Source organism: Cellulosimicrobium cellulans (genome assembly GCF_042723955.1).
In the GTDB taxonomy this organism is placed as follows: Bacteria; Actinomycetota; Actinomycetes; order Actinomycetales; family Cellulomonadaceae; genus Cellulosimicrobium; species Cellulosimicrobium cellulans_H.
Map to the genome: position 1 here is coordinate 14,785 of NZ_JBHXIC010000051.1, position 16,818 is coordinate 31,602.

A 16,818-nucleotide genomic window follows, 5' to 3' on the forward strand; every position below is an offset into this window, starting at 1 on the left:
GGGCGCGCGCGGGGGGCCCCGCTGGCGTGGCGCGCGGGGGGCGCCGACGTGGGCGCGGGGCCCCCCTCGGCGGGGGCGGCGGGGGTGCCCCACGTGCTCGACGTGACGCGCATGAGTCCCGCCGCGGGCGGTCCGACGACGGGGCAGACGGCTGGGCCGACGACCGGGCTCGGCACCGTGTACGTGGTGGACCGCGCGCGCTGGGCGCGCGCCAACACCGAGATCATGGCGTCGCTCACCGACGGCGTGACGGACGCGCTCGTCGGCGAGCGCGGACGCGTCCCGCAGGCGACGGCGCTCGTCGGGGCCGCCCAGGTGGGGTCGGTGCTCGCGGTCCTCTCCAGCCGGGTCCTCGGCCAGTTCGACCCCTACAGCGGGCTGGGCGGCACCGCGCCCGCGACCGGCACCGCGACCGGCACCGTGCCCGACGGCGGACCGTCGCCCGCGGCCACCGGCTCGCCCGGGCGGCTGGTGCTCGTGGCGCCGAACGTCCTGCAGGTCGAGCGCGCCCTGGACCTCAAGCCCGCCGACTTCCGCCTCTGGGTGTGCCTGCACGAGCAGACCCACGCGCTGCAGTTCGCCGCCGCGCCGTGGCTGGCCGACCACCTGCGCGCGCGGGCGAGCGCGCTCCTCACCGAGCTCTCCGCGTCGTCGCGCCGGCTCGCCGAGGCGCGCCTGCGCGAGAAGCTCGCCACCGTGGGTCGCGCCGTCCTCCACGCCGTGCGCGGCGAGGACGGGACCCTCGTCGACGGCCTCCTCACACCCGAGGAGCAGGACCGCCTCGCCGACGTCACGGCCGTCATGGCCCTGCTGGAGGGCCACGCCGACGTGGCGATGGACGCCGTCGGGCCGCGCACCGTGCGCACGGTGCGGAGCATCCGGCGCAAGTTCGAGGCCCGGCGCGACGGCGAGGGGCGCTCCGGGTTCGACGTCGTGCTCCGGCGCGTGCTCGGCATGGACGCCAAGATCGCCCAGTACCGCGACGGCGCAGCGTTCGTGCGCGCGGTCGAGAAGGAGGTCGGGCGCGACGGGTTCAACGCCGTGTGGGCGTCGCCCGAGAACCTGCCGACCGCCCGCGAGATCGCCGACGCGCGCGCCTGGGTGCGCCGCGTCCACGGCTGAGCCGGTGGGCGGGCCGGCACCCGTCGTCGCCGCCGCGCGCCGGGCCGTGCGCGGCGCGCTCGGGGACCTGGACCCCGGGTCGCTCGTGCTCGTCGCGTGCTCGGGCGGTGCGGACTCGACGGCGCTCGCGGCCGCCACGGCGTTCGTCGCGCCCCGGCTCGGGCTGCGCGCGGGCGCCGTCGTCGTGGACCACGGGCTCCAGGAGGGCAGCGCCGGTGTCGCGGCGGACGCCGCGGAGCGCTGCCGGGGCCTCGGGCTCGACCCGGTGGAGGTGCGCCGCGTCGTCGTACCGGCGTCGGGCGACGGTCCGGAGGCAGCCGCGCGCGTGGCCCGGTACGCCGCGCTCGACGCGGCGACCGCCCGGCACGGCGCGGCCGCGGTGCTCCTGGGTCACACGCTCGACGACCAGGCGGAGACGGTGCTGCTCGGGCTCGCCCGCGGTGCGGGTGCCCGCTCGCTCGCCGGCATGGCGCCCCGACGCGGCGTCCACCGGCGCCCGCTCCTCGCGCTGCGACGCGCGGAGACCGAGGCGGTCTGCCGCACGCTCGGGCTCGCGTGGTGGGACGACCCCACGAACGGCGTGCCGGCGCCGGGCGACGACGCGGCGCAGCCGGGCACGACGGCGCCGCCCCTGCGCTCGCAGGTGCGCGCGCGCGTCGTGCCCGCGCTCGTCGACGTGCTCGGGCCCGGGGCGGTGCCGGCGCTCGCGCGGACGGCGAGTCTCCTGCGCGACGACGCCGACCTGCTCGACGCGCTCGCCGCGGACCTCCTCCTGACCGCCCTCGTGGCGACCCCGGTCGACGGTGAGGTCGGCCCGGTCGGCGAGCCTGCGGCGGCGGTCGCCGCGAGCGTGGTGCTGGACGCCGAGGTGCTCGCCACCGCGCACCCAGCCCTGCGCCGTCGGGCGTTGCGGACGGCGGCGTTGCGCGCGGGCTGCCCCGCGAGCGACCTCTTCGCCGTGCACGTCGACGCGCTCGACGCGCTCGTCACGGCGTGGCGGGGTCAGGGCCCGGTGCACCTGCCGGGCGACCTGAGGGCCGCGCGCGCGTGTGGCAGGCTTTCCCTGGGCCCGGAGACGACGCCCCGGCGCAGCATCCCCCCGCGAGCCCTCACCACCCTCAGCACCCCCACCACCCCCACACCTCAGGAGTGACCCCCGTGGAAGCATCGGACGTCGCAGGCGACCTCGAGAACATCCTGCTCACCGAGGAGCAGCTCGGTGCGCGGCTCGACGAGATCGCGGCGCAGATCGACCGCGACTACGCGGGCAAGGACCTCCTGCTCGTCGGCGTCCTCAAGGGTGCCGTCATGGTCATGGCGGACCTCGCGCGCCGCCTGCACAGCCACGTCGAGATGGACTGGATGGCGGTCTCGTCGTACGGGTCGGGCACCAAGTCCTCGGGCGTCGTGCGGATCCTCAAGGACCTCGACGCCGACCTCACGGGCCGCAACGTGCTCATCGTGGAGGACATCATCGACTCGGGCCTCACGCTCTCCTGGCTCCTGTCGAACCTGCGCTCGCGCGGTCCGGCGTCGGTCGAGATCGCGGCGATGCTGCGCAAGCCCGACGCCGCGAAGACGGACGTCGACGTCCGGTACGTCGGGTTCGACATCCCGAACGAGTTCGTCGTGGGCTACGGCCTCGACTACGCGGAGAAGTACCGCAACCTGCCGTTCGTCGGGACGCTCGCGCCCCACGTGTACTCGAGCTGAACGGGAGGCGGGGACGCCCGTCGCCGCGATGGTGCGACGGCGTCCCGCGTCCGGGCGCCGTGGCGCCCGCGCCCAGGGGACGTGGGCCACGCCCTGGGCGAACAGAGGCGTGATCCCCAGCAGGCGTCAAGGTCCAGAGTGTAGTTTCGAGCCCGAACACTTGCGCGAGCGGAGGGATCCGGGGCGCACGCCCCGTCGCCGATGAACATCAAGAAGATTCTCAGTGGGCCGATCGTCTGGATCGTCCTGGGCCTCGTGATCCTGTGGATCGCGTTCGCGACGCTGTCGCGCCCGACCGTCCAGCGCATCGACACGTCCCAGGGCCTCGAGCTGCTCTCGGGCGACACGGTCGAGCAGGCCCTCATCGTGGACGGCGACCAGCGCGTACGCCTCACGCTGTCCAAGGACTACGTGGTCGACGAGGGCACGGACACCGAGGAGAACAAGGGCAAGAACGTCGAGTTCTACTACGTCCAGCCCCAGGGCGAGGCCGTGGTCGACGCGGTCGTCCAGGCGGAGCCGAAGGACGGGTACAACTCCGAGGTCGCGCAGCCGTCGTTCTGGTCCTCGCTGCTCGGCCTGCTCATCCCGTTCCTCATCATCGGCGTGCTGTTCTGGTTCCTGCTCTCGCGCATGCAGGGCGGCGGCTCGCGCGTCATGGGCTTCGGCAAGTCGCGCGCCAAGCTCGTCTCCAAGGACACCCCGCAGGTGACGTTCGCGGACGTCGCGGGCGCCGACGAGGCCGTCGAGGAGCTCCACGAGATCAAGGAGTTCCTCGCGGAGCCCGACAAGTTCCAGGCGGTCGGGGCCAAGATCCCCAAGGGCGTGCTGCTCTACGGCCCGCCCGGGACCGGCAAGACGCTGCTCGCGCGCGCCGTGGCCGGCGAGGCCGGCGTGCCCTTCTACTCGATCTCCGGCTCGGACTTCGTCGAGATGTTCGTCGGCGTCGGCGCGAGCCGCGTCCGCGACCTGTTCACCCAGGCCAAGGAGAACTCGCCCGCGATCATCTTCGTCGACGAGATCGACGCCGTCGGCCGTCACCGCGGCGCCGGCATGGGCGGCGGGCACGACGAGCGCGAGCAGACGCTCAACCAGCTCCTCGTCGAGATGGACGGCTTCGACGTCAAGACGAACGTCATCCTCATCGCGGCGACGAACCGCCCCGACATCCTCGACCCGGCGCTCCTGCGCCCGGGCCGCTTCGACCGCCAGGTCGCCGTCGAGGCGCCCGACCTCAAGGGCCGCGAGGCGATCCTGCGCGTGCACGCGCAGGGCAAGCCGATCGTCCCCGAGATCGACCTCGCCGCCGTCGCGCGCCGCACGCCGGGCTTCACCGGCGCCGACCTCGCGAACGTGCTCAACGAGGCCGCGCTCCTCACGGCCCGCAGCGGTGCGCAGCTCATCGACGACCGTGCGCTCGACGAGGCGATCGACCGCGTCGTGGCCGGCCCGCAGAAGCGCACGCGCGTCATGAACGTCAAGGAGCAGAAGATCACGGCGTACCACGAGGGTGGGCACGCCCTCGTCGCCGCGGCGATGCGCTACACGGACCCCGTCACCAAGGTGACGATCCTGCCGCGCGGCCGCGCGCTCGGGTACACGATGGTCATGCCGACCGAGGACAAGTACTCGACGACGCGCAACGAGCTGCTCGACCAGCTGGCCTACGCGATGGGCGGGCGTGTCGCCGAGGAGCTCGTCTTCCACGACCCGACGACGGGCGCCTCGAACGACATCGAGAAGGCCACGGCGATCGCCAAGAAGATGGTCACCGAGTACGGCATGAGCGAGCGTGTCGGCGCGATCAAGCTGGGCACCGGCTCGGGCGAGCCGTTCATGGGTCGCGACATGGGTCACACGCGCGACTACTCCGAGTCCGTCGCGGGCACCGTCGACCACGAGGTGCGCAAGCTCGTCGAGGCCGCGCACGACGAGGCGTGGGAGGTGCTCACGCAGTACCGCGACGTGCTCGACGCGCTCGTGCTCGAGCTCCTCGAGAAGGAGACGCTGAACCAGGCGGAGCTCGCGCGGGTCTTCGAGCCGGTCGTCAAGCGCGATGCGCGCGACGTGTGGCTCTCGAGCGAGCAGCGCTCCGTGTCGCAGCGCGGCCCGGTGCTGACCGACGCCGAGAAGGCGGCGCAGAACGGCGCCCCGGTGATCCCGCAGGACGAGGCCGCGGCCGCGAACGACGAGCTGCCGCCCGAGCGCATCGGCGAGGTCCCCGCGGACAGCCCGCTCGACCGGGCGCTCGGCCGCGACGGCACGGTCGACGCGACGGACGTGCGCGAGCCGGGGCAGGACTGATGGGCGAGGCTCCGGGCGTGGGCGCCGCACCGACCGCCATCACGCGGGCCGGTGCGGCCGAGGACCTGCGCGCCCCGGAGGACGTGCCGCCCTACGACCAGGAGCGCGCCGAGGCCGCCGTCCGCGAGCTCCTGCTCGCGGTGGGGGAGGACCCGGACCGCGAGGGCCTGCGGGACACGCCAGCCCGCGTGGCGCGCGCGTACCGCGAGATCTTCGCGGGACTGCGCCAGGATGCCGCGGACGTCCTCACGACGACCTTCGACCTCGGCCACGAGGAGATGGTGCTCGTCAAGGACATCGAGGTGTACTCGACGTGCGAGCACCACCTCGTGCCGTTCCACGGCGTCGCGCACATCGGCTACATCCCCAACGTCGACGGCCGCATCACCGGCCTGTCGAAGCTCGCGCGCCTCGTCGAGGTCTACGCGCGCCGCCCGCAGGTGCAGGAGCGGCTCACGTCGCAGATCGCGGACGCGCTCGTGGAGCACCTGCAGCCGCGCGGCGCGATCGTCGTGGTCGAGTGCGAGCACCTGTGCATGTCGATGCGTGGCGTGCGCAAGCCGGGGTCGCGCACGGTGACGTCGGCGGTGCGTGGCCAGATGCGCGACGGCGCGACGCGGGCCGAGGCGATGAGCCTCATCCTGGGGCGCTAGTCCCGTGGACCGCTTCGTGGTCGCCGGGCTCGAGGACCTGGCCGACGTCGGCCGGACGCTCGTCATGGGCGTCGTCAACGTCACGCCGGACTCGTTCTCCGACGGCGGCGAGTGGTACGAGCCCGACGCCGCGATCGCGCACGGGCGTGAGCTGCGGGGCGAGGGCGCGGACATCCTCGACGTGGGCGGCGAGTCGACCCGCCCCGGCGCGGGCCGCGTCCCCGTCGAGGCCGAGCTCGCGCGCGTGCTGCCCGTGATCTCCGCGCTCGCCGCGGAGGGCGCGGTCGTCAGCGTCGACACCACGCGCGCCGTCGTCGCCGAGCGCGCGGTCGCGGCGGGGGCGCGGATCGTCAACGACGTCTCCGGCGGGCTCGCCGACCCGGCGATGGCCGACGTGGTCGCGCGCACCGGCGTCGCGTACGTGTGCATGCACTGGCGCGGCCACGCCGACGTCATGGACGACCTCGAGGACTACGACGACGTCGTGACGGACGTGCGCGACGAGCTCGCCGCGCGCGTCGAGACGCTGCTCGCGGCGGGGGTGCGGCGCGACCAGGTCGTCCTCGACCCGGGCCTCGGGTTCTCGAAGGCCGGGTCGTCCAACTGGCCCCTGCTCGCCCGCCTCGGCGAGCTCGAGGAGCTCGGCCTGCCGGTGCTCGTCGGCGCGTCCCGCAAGCGGTTCCTGGGGCATCTCCTCGCGCGGTCCGACGGGCAGCCCGTGCCGCCCCTGCTGCGCGACGACGCGACCGCCGCGATCACGACGCTCGCCGCCGCCGCGGGCGCGTGGTGCGTGCGGGTGCACACCGTCCGGGCGTCGGCCGACGCCGTGCGCGTCGCGGCGGCATGGTCCCGCGCGGCCGAGGCAGGGTCGGGTCCGCGGGACGGGAGCGTGGGCGCGACCGACCGACCGAGGACCGGGAGCGACTCGACGGCGCGGCCCGCGACCTAGCAGGATGGGCGACGGGCCCCGCGGCGCGGTCGGCCCGGCGCAGCACGACACACGCAACGAGACACGGTGCCGAGAGGTCCGTCCGCCCGACCGGCGGGTGGCGACGGAGCACCGGACGGGAGCACGACGTGACCACAGCGTTCGCAGGAGCGGTCCTCGACGCGGACGGACGGCCGTTCGACCGGATCCGGCTCACGGGCCTGAGCGCCACGGGGCACCACGGTGTCTTCGAGCACGAGAAGGTCGAGGGCCAGCTCTTCCGCGCCGACGTCGTGCTCCACCTGGACACGCGCGCCGCGGCGAGCGGGGACGACCTCGACCAGACCGTCAGCTACTCGGGCGTCGCCGAGGACGTCGTGGCCGTCCTCGCGGGCTCGCCCGCCGACCTCGTCGAGACGGTGGCCGAGCGCATCGCGGCGACGATCCTCACCCACGACGAGGTCGTCGCGGTCGACGTCGCGGTGCACAAGCCGCAGGCGCCGATCACGGTCCCGTTCGAGGACGTCGAGGTCGTCATCCGCCGCGACCGCGTCGTCGTCCCGGTCGTCGCGCCGCTGTCGCGCCGGTCCGAGCAGCACGGCTCGTGGGACGCGCAGCCCGTCGCGCCGATCCCCGTGGGCTCGGTCGCGCCCGCCCTCATCCACGGCGTCGGGGACGCACCGGTCGCCGAGGAGCGGGTCGAGCTCGCCCCGGCACCCGACGTCATGCCGCCGAGCATCCCCCCGGGTACGGGCGCGATCCCGGTCGAGCCCCCGTCGCCCGAGTCGGAGCACGAGGTCGCGGGAGACTCCTCGGACCTCGACGACGAGCGCGACGCCACACGCGAGGCCCCGGCGGTGCCCGGGCCGGCCGCACCGGCGCACGAGGAGCCGACGGCCGCCGTGCCCGCCCCCGAGGCGCCGGCCCCGGCGCCGTACGACGCGCTGCTCGAGGCCTCGGCACCCCCGGCGCCGGCCGAGCCCTCCGCGGAGGGCCTGCCGGGGGCGGCCCCCGCTCCGGTGCCGACGCCGGCCGAGCCGCCCGCACCCGAGCAGCCGGGGCCGGTCCCCGCCGCCGGACCCCTCGCGGAGCACGAGCCGGAGCCGGTCCACGACCAGGCACCCGCGGCCTCTGCCGAGCCGCTTCCCGCGCCCTTCGCCGAGCAGGCGTACGAGCCGACGTACCAGCCGACGCACGAGGGACAGGACGACGCGGCGCCCGAGGTGCCCGTCGCCGCCGCCTCGGCCGAGGCGGCAGCGTCCGACGCCGGTGCCCCGGTCTCCTCGTCCGAGGAGCCTGCCGCGCCGGTCGCCGCGGAGGAGGAGATCCCCGCCCCGCCCGTCGAGCACGACCGCATGGACGACGTGCCCGCGGGCTTCGTCGAGGTGGTGCTCGCCCTCGGGGCGAACCTCGGCGACGCCCAGCAGACGCTGCGCGACACGATCACGGACCTCGACCGGATCTCCGGGCTCGAGATCACCGAGGTCTCGCCGCTCGCGCGGACGGCGGCGGTGGGCGGCCCCGACCAGCCCGACTTCCTCAACACGGTCCTGCTCGCCCGCACGCGCCTCTCGGCCCGCGACCTGCTGCACGCCTGCCAGGCCGTCGAGCAGGCGCACGGTCGGGTGCGCGACGAGCGGTGGGGACCGCGCACGCTCGACGTGGACCTCATCGTGTACGGCACGCTCACGGCCGTCGCCGACGACCTCGAGCTGCCGCACCCGCGCGCCCACGAGCGGGCGTTCGTGCTCGAGCCGTGGTCGCAGATCGACCCGGACGCCGTGCTCCCCGGCCTCGGCGGCGGGCCCGTCGCGGCTCTCGCCGCGACCGCGCCCGACCGGGGCGGGATCCGGTGGCTCGCGCTGGACTGGCTGACCGACGCGGCGCCCGAGCCCACGGGGGCCGTCCCGGTCGCGGCCGCGGGTGCCGACGCGCCACCGGCACCGGCTGCACCCGCCGCGGAGGCGGCGCCCGTCCCGGCCGAGCCCGTGGCCGCGGACGACCCGTACCGGCAGCCGTCCGGCGCACCTGGGCCGCACGCGGCACCGTCGACGTCCGGACCGACGCCCGTCGGCGTGGTGTTCGCCCCGGGGACCGGCGCGGCACCGGGTGGTGAGTCGCAGCCTCCCGCGCCGCCGCAGGCTCCCCAGCAGGCCCTTCCGCAGCGTGCCCCGGCGCCGCAGCAGCCGCAGCCCGCTCAGCCCGTGCCGACGCAGGAGCCTCCGGTACCGGGCGCGGTGCTCCCTGTCGCCCCGCCGCAGGCAGCGTTCTCGCCGGCGGCCCCGGCGGCCCCGGCGGCCCCGGCGGAGCCCGCCGTGGCCCGGCCGGTCTTCGCCCCGGTGTCCGACGGCGTGGCGCCGGCGCCCGAGGGGTCGGCCCCGCCGGCCGTCCCGGACGGCTCGTTCGGCGTGCACGACGCGGCGGCGCTGCCGAGCGTCGCGCCCTTCCCCGGACCGTCGAACCGCCCGGCCGACCTGCCGACGCCGGAGCCCTCGGCGCAGGAGCCCGTGCAGCCCACGGAGCACGCCGCCCCGGCGTTCCCGGCGTTCGCGCCCGTCCACCCCGGTGAGCCCGCGCCCGCGGCCGCGCCGCCCATGCACGCCCCGGCCGCCACGCCCGCAGCCGACGACGACGGGATCATCCGCTCGGTGCCGTTCGCGCCGGTGTCGGCCCCGGGCTCCGCCCCGGCGTCGGCGCCCGGACCGCTCGCGGACGCGTCGCTGCACCCGGCGGCCGACCCGTGGCCGCCGTTCGGGCCGGTGGCGGGCGCCGGGCACGACGACCAGCGCTGATGCGGCGCACCTCGGTCCGCACCCTGCTGCTCGTGGCGGTCGCCACGGTGGTCGTGGGCTGGTTCGTCGTGCGACTCCTCCAGGGCCGCGGCACGCACCTGCCGGCGGTGCCGTGGGTCGTCGACGTCGCGGTCGTCGCGCTCGCCGCGGCGGTGTTCTGGGCGGGGTGGACCGTCCGCGCCTACCAGCGGGGCAAGCGACCCTCGCTCGACGCGATCCGCGCGGCCCGCACGTTCGTGCTCGCCAAGGCGGCCGCGCTCACGGGCGCCCTGCTCGCGGGCTGGTACGGCGCGCAGGTGCTCGTGGCCCTGCCCGACCTCTCGATCGAGGCGCAGCGCGACCGCGCGGTGGCGGCGGGGGTCGCGGTCGCGTGCGCGGTGCTGCTGGCCGTCGTCGGGCTCGTGGCCGAGCGGTTCTGCCAGCTCCCGCCCGACGATCGCGGCGAGGGCCGCGAGGGCTCGACGACGCGCGAGGACCCGGAGACGCCGGGCGCGAGCACGCCCGCCTGACGCTCCGCCCCCCGTGGGTCGGCGGTGCACTGCGATCCGGTCGCGCCGGCAGCGCCCTGGCCGGGCGTGACGCGCGACACGCGTCCCCGGGCGCACCGGGACGGGATGGGAGAATCGACGCATGACCGACCCTGCACGGGACCTGGACGCCCGCGGCACCGGCCCCTTCGACCCGCCCGGCATCGAGTGGACGCGCGTGTCGCCCCGGCTCATCACCGCACGCCTGCTGTCGGTAGGCATCACGCTCGCGGTGCCGGCCGTCGCGGCGATCGTGCTGGCGATCCTCTTCCCGCACTGGTGGCAGTGGCTCGTGCTCGGGGTGCTCGTGCTCCTCGGGCTGTGGGCGCTCGTGCTCGTCCCGCGCCAGGTGCGCGCGATCGGGTACGCCGAGCGCGACGACGACCTGCTGATCCGCCACGGCATCATGTTCCGCCAGCTCGTGGTGGTGCCGTACGGCCGCATGCAGTACGTCGACGTGCAGGCCGGGCCGCTCGCGCGCAAGCTCGGCATCGCGCAGGTGCAGCTCCACACGGCGTCGGCGTCCACCGACGCGACGATCGACGGCCTCGAGCCCGCCGAGGCGGAGCGCCTGCGCGACCGACTCGCGTCGCGCGGCGAGGCGAGGCTGGCGGGCCTGTGAGCGAAGCACCGGCCACCGACGACCTCGTGTGGCACCGGGTGCACCCGGTCACCCCGCTCGTGCGTGGCTGGACCGTCATCGCGGTGCTGCTCGTCGTCGTCGGGCAGCAGACGCTCAACGGGCTGCCCGAGGGGGAGAACCTCCTCGAGGGGAACCGCTGGTGGATGATCCTCCTCGGCATCCTCGCGGTGGGGCTCGTGGGGCTGGGGTACTCGGCGCTCGCGTGGCGCATGACGAGCTACGCGGTCGACGACGAGTCGGTGCACCTGCGCACGGGCGTGCTGTTCCGGCAGCAGCGCAAGGCACGGCTGGACCGGCTCCAGGCGGTCGACGTCGTGCAGCCGCTCCTCGCGCGGTTCTTCGGCCTCGCGGAGCTCAAGCTCGAGGTCGCCGGCGGCGCGGACTCGGGCGTGAAGCTCGGCTTCCTCAAGGAGGTCGAGGCCAACCGGCTGCGGAACGACCTCCTCGCGCGCGCCGCCGGCCTGCGGGTCGCGCGCGAGCGTCCGGCCGGCGTCCCGACGGCGGTCGCGGAGGGAGGCACGACGGGCGTCGGTGCCACGTCCCCGGCGGCCGACCCGAGCGCCCCGTCGACGGTGCGGCCGGTCGGCGGAGCGGCCGCGGACGACGAGGTGCTGGTCGCCCCGGAGGCGCCCGAGCAGCCGGTCACCGCGGTCGGTCCGGGGCGGCTCGTCGCCTCGCTCGTGCGGTCGGGCGCGACCGTCGGACTCGTCCTCGGTGTGCTGGGGATCGCCGGGGTCGTCATCGGCACGCGCGAGATCGGGGTGCTGTTCAGCGCGCTGCCCGCGGTCCTCGGCTTCGGCGGCTTCCTCTTCTCGCGGTTCTCGGGCGAGTTCGGGTTCCGGTCGGCCATCTCGCCGGACGGCATCCGGCTGCGGCACGGGCTCCTGGAGACCCGGTCGCAGACCATCCCGCCCGGCCGCGTCCAGGCCGTGCGGCTGCGCCAGGGACCGTTCTGGCGCGGGCCGGACTGGTGGCGGGTCGACGTCAACGTCGCGGGCTACGGCGTGAGCTCCGACGGCTCGGACACGACGAGCGTGCTCCTGCCCGTCGGGACGCGCGACGAGGCGCTCGCCGCGCTGTGGCTCGTGCTGCCCGACCTCGGCACGTCCGACCCGCGTGCGCTCCTCGACGAGGGCCTGTCCGGCCTCGACGCGGGCGAGCACTTCACCGTGACCCCGCGGCGCGCTCGCCTGCTCGACCTCGTGTCGTGGCGGCGCAACGGCTTCACGGTGACCGACCGCGCGCTCGTGCTGCGCGGCGGGCGGGTGTTCCGCAGCCTCGTCGTCGTGCCGCACGAGCGCACGCAGTCGCTCGGGCTCGAGCAGGGCCCGCTGGAGCGCCGGTTCGACGTCGCCACGTTCACGGTGCACTCGACGCCCGGCCCGGTCTCGCCGAAGGTCTGGCACCTCGACGCGGGCGACGCCGCGCGCCTCCTCGACACCCAGGCCGAGCGCGCCCGCCAGGCGCGTGCCCACGCCGGGCCGGAGCTGTGGATGCGGCGCGACGACGTGCCCCTGGTGACCGCCGCTGCCGAGCCCGCCGTCGAGCCCGGTGAGGGACCCGTCGACCGCCGGGCCGAGGACGGGGAGCGGTCGTGAGCGCGGCGGGCGCGCGACCCGGGCGCCTCGGCGTCGGGGTCGTGGGAGCAGGCCGCGTCGGGGCGGTGCTCGGCAGCGCGCTCCGCGCGACCGGCCACGCCGTCGTCGGAGCGAGCGGCGTGTCCGACGCGTCGCGCGAGCGCATCGAGACGCTCCTGCCCGGCGTGCCCGTGCTGGAGGTCCCGCAGGTCGTGGAGCGTGCGGAGCTCGTGCTCCTCGCCGTGCCCGACGACGCGCTGGGCGACCTCGTCCGCGGCCTCGCCGACGTCGGGGCCTGGCAGCCGGGGCAGATCGTCGTGCACACGTCCGGTCGCTACGGGACCGCCGTCCTCGACCCGGCCCGCGCCGCGGGCGCCATCCCGCTCGCGCTGCACCCCGCCATGACGTTCACCGGCACGTCGCTCGACCTCGCGCGGCTCGAGGGCACGACGTTCGCCGTCACGGCCCCGGGACCGGTCCTGCCGATCGGGCAGGCCCTCGTCGTGGAGCTCGGCGGGGAGCCCGTCGTCGTGGCTGAGGAGTCCCGCGGGCTGTACCACGCGGCCCTCGCGCACGGGGCGAACCATCTCGTCGTGCTCGTCGCCCAGGCCGCGCAGGCGCTCGAGGCCGCGGGCGTCGACCAGCCGGGCCGGGCGCTCGCCCCGTTGCTCGCCGCCGCGCTCGACGGCGCGACCCGCGGCGCGGACGCGGGCGCCGAGTCGGGCACGGGGGCGGGGCCGGGCGCGCTCCTCGGCCTCACCGGCCCCGTGGTGCGCGGCGACGTCGGCACGGTGCGCGAGCACCTGGACGCCCTGGACGCGCTCGCGGCGACGAGCGACGCGGCCGACGTGCCGCCGTCGTACCGTGCGCTGGGCCGCGCGGCGACCCACCGGGCGCTCGCGGGCGGGCGCCTCGACGAGCAGACCGCCCGCACCCTCCTCGACGCGCTCGGGGAGGGGACCGGCACCCCGCCCCACGACGCGGCGCACACCCCGCCCCACGACGCGCAGCACGACGACGAAGGAACGGCATGACCACCACCCCCGCCCCGGGCGTCGCCCCGACGCCCCGGCCGGACGCCCCGCGTGTCGTGACGACGCGCGCCGACCTCCGCACCGCGCTCGACGGCTGGGCCGCCGCGCACCCGGGCGCGCGCCGCGCCGTCGTCATGACGATGGGCGCGCTGCACGCCGGGCACCTCGAGCTCGTGCGCCGCGCGCGGGCCGAGGTCGGTCCGGACGGGCAGGTCGTCGTCACGGACTTCGTCAACCCGCTCCAGTTCGGTCCCGGCGAGGACTTCGAGCGCTACCCGCGCGACGTCGCGGCCGACGTCGCGCTGCTCGCCGCGGCGGGCGACGACGTCGCGGTGGACGTCGTGTTCGCGCCGACCGTCGAGGAGCTGTATCCCGACCTCGCGACGGGCGGCCCGATCGCCCGCGTCACCTCGGGCCGGATCGGCACGGTCCTGGAGGGCGCGTCGCGGCCCGGGCACTTCGACGGCGTGCTCACGGTCGTGCTCAAGCTGCTCCACCTCGTGCGGCCCGACGTCGCGGTGTTCGGCGCCAAGGACGCGCAGCAGCTCCTCGCGGTCCGGCGCCTGGTCGCCGACCTCGACCTCGACGTGGAGATCGTCGGGGTCCCCACGGTGCGCGAGGCGGACGGGCTGGCGCGCTCGTCGCGCAACGCCTACCTGTCGCCCGCGGAGCGCGACGAGGCGCTCGCGCTGAGCCGCGCGCTCCGCGCGGGCCAGGACGCCGCGGCCGCGGGCGCCGACGCGCCGGGCGTCCTCGCCGCCGCGCGGGGAATCCTGGACGCCGCCGACGGCGTTGACCTGGATTACGTGGTGCTCGTCGATCCCGCTACCGTGGAGGACCTGGCGCCCGGCGCCGTCGGCCCCGGGCTCCTCCTGGTCGCGGCACGCGTGGGCACCACCCGTCTCATCGACAACGCGGCCGTCGAGATCGCGCCGCCCGCGACCCGGGCCGCCGACCCCGACGGTCGTGCCCCCGCACCTGGAGGTACCGCGTGACCGCGCAGACCCCGTCGAGCCCGCAGCGCCGCCCGGCGTCCCTGCAGCGCCCCATGATGATCGGCAAGATCCACCGCGCGACGGTGACGCAGGCCGACCTGCACTACGTCGGCTCGATCACCGTGGACGCCGACCTGCTCGACGCCGCGGACCTCTACCCGGGCCAGCAGGTCGACGTCGTGGACGTCACCAACGGCGCGCGCCTGACGACCTACGTCATCCCGGGGGAGCGCGGCGCCGGCCAGGTGTGCATCAACGGCGCCGCCGCGCACCTCGTGAAGCCGGGCGACGTCGTCATCCTCATCGCCTACGGCATGCTCGACGACGCCGACGCGCGCACGTACCTGCCGAACGTCGTCTTCGTGGACGAGCAGAACCGGATCGTCGAGCTCTCGGACGAGCCCGGCCTCGTGCCCGCGGGCCACGGCCTCGAGGCGAGCGGCCTGCCGTTCGCCCCGTTCCGCGGCGGTGGCGGTGCGGGTACCGCAGACGGCGGCGCGTCCGTGGTGCGCCCCGCGTGAGCGGGCGCGGCGGGTCCGTGGCTCCCGTGCTCGCCCGGACCCTCGCCGCCCCGGCACCCGGCTGGACGACGACGGCGGACGTCGTCGTCGTCGGGTCGGGCATCGCAGGTCTCACCGCGGCGCTCGAGCTGCGCACGCGCGTGCCGCGCGTCCTGCTCGTCACCAAGGGCGAGCTCTCGTCGGGCTCGACGGTGTGGGCGCAGGGCGGCATCGCGGCGGCGCTCGACCCCGAGGACTCGCCCGAGGCGCACCTCGCGGACACGCTCGTCGCGGGCGTCGGGGTGTGCGACCCGGCCGCGGTCGAGGTGCTCGTCACCGAGGGTCCGGCGCGCGTGCGCGAGCTCGTGGCGCGCGGGGCGAACTTCGACCGGGCCGAGAACGGCGACATCGCGCTGACGCGCGAGGGCGGTCACCACGCGGACCGCATCGCGCACGCGGGCGGCGACGCGACAGGGGCCGAGATCTCGCGCGCGCTCGTCGCGCAGCTCGATGCCGTGCGCAGCGACCCGGGCATCGAGGTCATCGAGAACGCGCTCGTGCTCGACGTCATCACGGGTGAAGGTCCTGACGACGCCCTGCGCGCCTGCGGAGTCACGCTCCACGTGCGCGGCGAGGGCACGCGCGACGGCGTCGGCGCGGTGCTCGCGCGCGCGGTCGTGCTCGCGACCGGGGGAGTGGGGCAGGTGTTCCGCTCCTCGACCAACCCGCCGCAGGCGACGGGCGACGGCATCGCGGCGGCGCTGCGCGCGGGCGCGACCCTCGGCGACCTCGAGTTCGTCCAGTTCCACCCCACCGTCCTCTGGCTGGGGCTCGGCGCGCGGGGTCAGCTCCCGCTCATCTCCGAGGCCGTGCGCGGCGAGGGCGCGATCCTCCTCGACACCGACGGCCACCGGTTCATGCCCGCGCAGCACCCCATGGCCGAGCTCGCGCCGCGCGACGTCGTCGCGCACGCGATCGTGCGGCAGATGGCCGCGACCGGCTCGGACCACGTGCTGCTCGACGCGCGCCACCTCGGCGCCGACTTCCTGCGCTCGCGCTTCCCGACGATCACCGAGCGGCTCGCGGAGAACGGCCTCGACTGGACCGAGGAGCCGGTGCCCGTGGCGCCCGCCCAGCACTACCACTCGGGCGGCGTCGCGACCGACCTGCACGGGCGCTCGACCGTCGACGGGCTCTACGCCATCGGCGAGGTCGCGTGCACCGGGGTCCACGGGGCCAACCGGCTCGCGTCCAACTCGCTGCTCGAGGGCCTCGTGTTCGCGCACCGCGCGGCGCGCCAGATCACCGACCGGGTCGCGGCGGGCGAGCTCGAGCAGGTTCAGCCCGTCGGTCGCCCCGGGCCGTCGGCCCTCGTGGCGGCCGCGGCGCGCTCGCGGATCCAGTCGATCGCCTCGGCGGGCCCCGGCGTCATCCGCGACGGCGACGGCCTCGCCGCCGCCGCGGCACGCCTCGCCGCGGTCCGCACCGATGCGCACGAGGCGAGCGACGTCGTCGCGCAGCCGCAGGCCGCGGAGTGGGAGACCACGAACGTGCACCAGGTCGCGACCGCGCTCACCGCGGCAGCGGCGCTGCGCACGGAGAGCCGCGGCGGCCACTTCCGCACCGACTTCCCGGCCACCGACCCGGCGTGGGAGCGCCGCGTGCTCGTGTCGCTCGACGCGGACGGGACGCTGTCCGTCCGCTGACGGACCGGCTCTCCCGCCGAACCCGGGGTCGTCGTCCGAGAACGGCGCGAACCCGTCGACAACCTGGGCTCGGCGCCGCTCGACGGGACGCGACCACCGCCGTGCCGGGCGCGGAGCCACGGTTCGCGGACGAGCGGATACGGTGGGGGACCGTGAGCAGCCCTGCCGAGCCCGTGCCCGTCCACCCCTCCGACGGCGACACGCCGCCCGTCCCGTCGCGGGGGGGGGGGGGGGGGGCGGCGGGGGGGGGGGGGGGGGGGGCGTCGAGGCGCGGGGGGGGGGTGAGCGCTGGGGTGGGGGGGGCGGGCGCGCGCGCAGAACACC

The 16,818-nt window shown here is 76.4% G+C and carries 14 protein-coding genes; all 14 read left to right on the forward strand.

All coding sequences use genetic code 11. The annotated features are described in order from the left end of the window. Nucleotides 1-93 precede the first annotated feature (93 nt). Nucleotides 94-1,122, forward strand: coding sequence for a zinc-dependent metalloprotease (locus ACFWH7_RS14005; RefSeq protein WP_378217122.1), 1,029 nt, complete (start codon nt 94-96; stop codon nt 1,120-1,122). 4 nt (nt 1,123-1,126) lie between these two features. Next, a complete protein-coding gene (gene tilS / locus ACFWH7_RS14010; RefSeq protein WP_378217123.1) occupies nt 1,127-2,275 on the forward strand; it encodes a tRNA lysidine(34) synthetase TilS in 1,149 nt (382 codons plus the stop codon). A 5-nt stretch (nt 2,276-2,280) separates the two neighbouring features. After that, nucleotides 2,281-2,835 carry a hypoxanthine phosphoribosyltransferase gene (hpt, locus tag ACFWH7_RS14015; protein WP_047233909.1) on the forward strand — a complete coding sequence of 185 codons (555 nt, stop codon included), beginning with the start codon at nt 2,281-2,283 and terminating at the stop codon, nt 2,833-2,835. Between the two features lie 201 nt (nt 2,836-3,036). Beyond that, nucleotides 3,037-5,139: an ATP-dependent zinc metalloprotease FtsH gene (gene ftsH / locus ACFWH7_RS14020; protein WP_378217124.1), complete on the forward strand. Its 2,103-nt coding sequence runs from the start codon at nt 3,037-3,039 to the stop codon at nt 5,137-5,139. Beyond that, nucleotides 5,139-5,792, forward strand: a complete 654-nt coding sequence (gene folE, locus ACFWH7_RS14025) for a GTP cyclohydrolase I FolE (RefSeq protein WP_378217125.1) — start codon at nt 5,139-5,141, stop codon at nt 5,790-5,792. Before ftsH ends, folE begins: the two co-directional genes overlap by 1 nt. A gap of 64 nt (nt 5,793-5,856) precedes the next feature. After that, nucleotides 5,857-6,741 carry a dihydropteroate synthase gene (folP, locus tag ACFWH7_RS14030; protein ID WP_378217132.1) on the forward strand — a complete coding sequence of 295 codons (885 nt, stop codon included), beginning with the start codon at nt 5,857-5,859 and terminating at the stop codon, nt 6,739-6,741. Between the two features lie 128 nt (nt 6,742-6,869). Continuing rightward, nucleotides 6,870-9,512 (forward strand): 2-amino-4-hydroxy-6-hydroxymethyldihydropteridine diphosphokinase, encoded by a 2,643-nt coding sequence (gene folK / locus ACFWH7_RS14035; protein WP_378217126.1) that lies wholly within the window; start codon nt 6,870-6,872, stop codon nt 9,510-9,512. After that, nucleotides 9,512-10,021 (forward strand): DUF3180 domain-containing protein, encoded by a 510-nt coding sequence (locus ACFWH7_RS14040; protein ID WP_378217127.1) that lies wholly within the window; start codon nt 9,512-9,514, stop codon nt 10,019-10,021. The genes folK and ACFWH7_RS14040 overlap by 1 nt, the downstream gene beginning before the upstream one ends. 121 nt (nt 10,022-10,142) lie before the next feature. Continuing rightward, nucleotides 10,143-10,661, forward strand: a complete 519-nt coding sequence (locus ACFWH7_RS14045) for a PH domain-containing protein (protein ID WP_141391024.1) — start codon at nt 10,143-10,145, stop codon at nt 10,659-10,661. After that, the gene (locus ACFWH7_RS14050; RefSeq protein WP_378217128.1) at nt 10,658-12,280 is read left to right on the forward strand and encodes a PH domain-containing protein; all 1,623 of its coding nucleotides are present in this window, start codon (nt 10,658-10,660) and stop codon (nt 12,278-12,280) included. Before ACFWH7_RS14045 ends, ACFWH7_RS14050 begins: the two co-directional genes overlap by 4 nt. Next, on the forward strand, nt 12,277-13,293 hold the full coding sequence (locus ACFWH7_RS14055) for a Rossmann-like and DUF2520 domain-containing protein (protein ID WP_378217129.1): 1,017 nt from the start codon (nt 12,277-12,279) through the stop codon (nt 13,291-13,293). Before ACFWH7_RS14050 ends, ACFWH7_RS14055 begins: the two co-directional genes overlap by 4 nt. Beyond that, nucleotides 13,290-14,288, forward strand: coding sequence for a pantoate--beta-alanine ligase (gene panC, locus ACFWH7_RS14060; RefSeq protein WP_378217130.1), 999 nt, complete (start codon nt 13,290-13,292; stop codon nt 14,286-14,288). Before ACFWH7_RS14055 ends, panC begins: the two co-directional genes overlap by 4 nt. A 53-nt stretch (nt 14,289-14,341) precedes the next feature. Continuing rightward, the gene (gene panD, locus ACFWH7_RS14065; RefSeq protein ID WP_378217133.1) at nt 14,342-14,809 is read left to right on the forward strand and encodes an aspartate 1-decarboxylase; all 468 of its coding nucleotides are present in this window, start codon (nt 14,342-14,344) and stop codon (nt 14,807-14,809) included. Then, nucleotides 14,806-16,494 carry an L-aspartate oxidase gene (locus ACFWH7_RS14070; RefSeq protein WP_378217131.1) on the forward strand — a complete coding sequence of 563 codons (1,689 nt, stop codon included), beginning with the start codon at nt 14,806-14,808 and terminating at the stop codon, nt 16,492-16,494. Before panD ends, ACFWH7_RS14070 begins: the two co-directional genes overlap by 4 nt. The last annotated feature ends 324 nt before the right edge of the window (nt 16,495-16,818 follow it).

Coding starts and splice junctions, on each gene's coding strand:
- panD (WP_378217133.1), top strand. CDS start 14,342: ATGATGATCGGCAAGATCCACCGCGCGACGGTGACGCAGGCCGACCTG.
- folP (WP_378217132.1), top strand. CDS start 5,857: ATGGGCGTCGTCAACGTCACGCCGGACTCGTTCTCCGACGGCGGCGAG.
- ftsH (WP_378217124.1), top strand. CDS start 3,037: ATGAACATCAAGAAGATTCTCAGTGGGCCGATCGTCTGGATCGTCCTG.
- folE (WP_378217125.1), top strand. CDS start 5,139: ATGGGCGAGGCTCCGGGCGTGGGCGCCGCACCGACCGCCATCACGCGG.
- panC (WP_378217130.1), top strand. CDS start 13,290: ATGACCACCACCCCCGCCCCGGGCGTCGCCCCGACGCCCCGGCCGGAC.
- ACFWH7_RS14040 (WP_378217127.1), top strand. CDS start 9,512: ATGCGGCGCACCTCGGTCCGCACCCTGCTGCTCGTGGCGGTCGCCACG.
- ACFWH7_RS14045 (WP_141391024.1), top strand. CDS start 10,143: ATGACCGACCCTGCACGGGACCTGGACGCCCGCGGCACCGGCCCCTTC.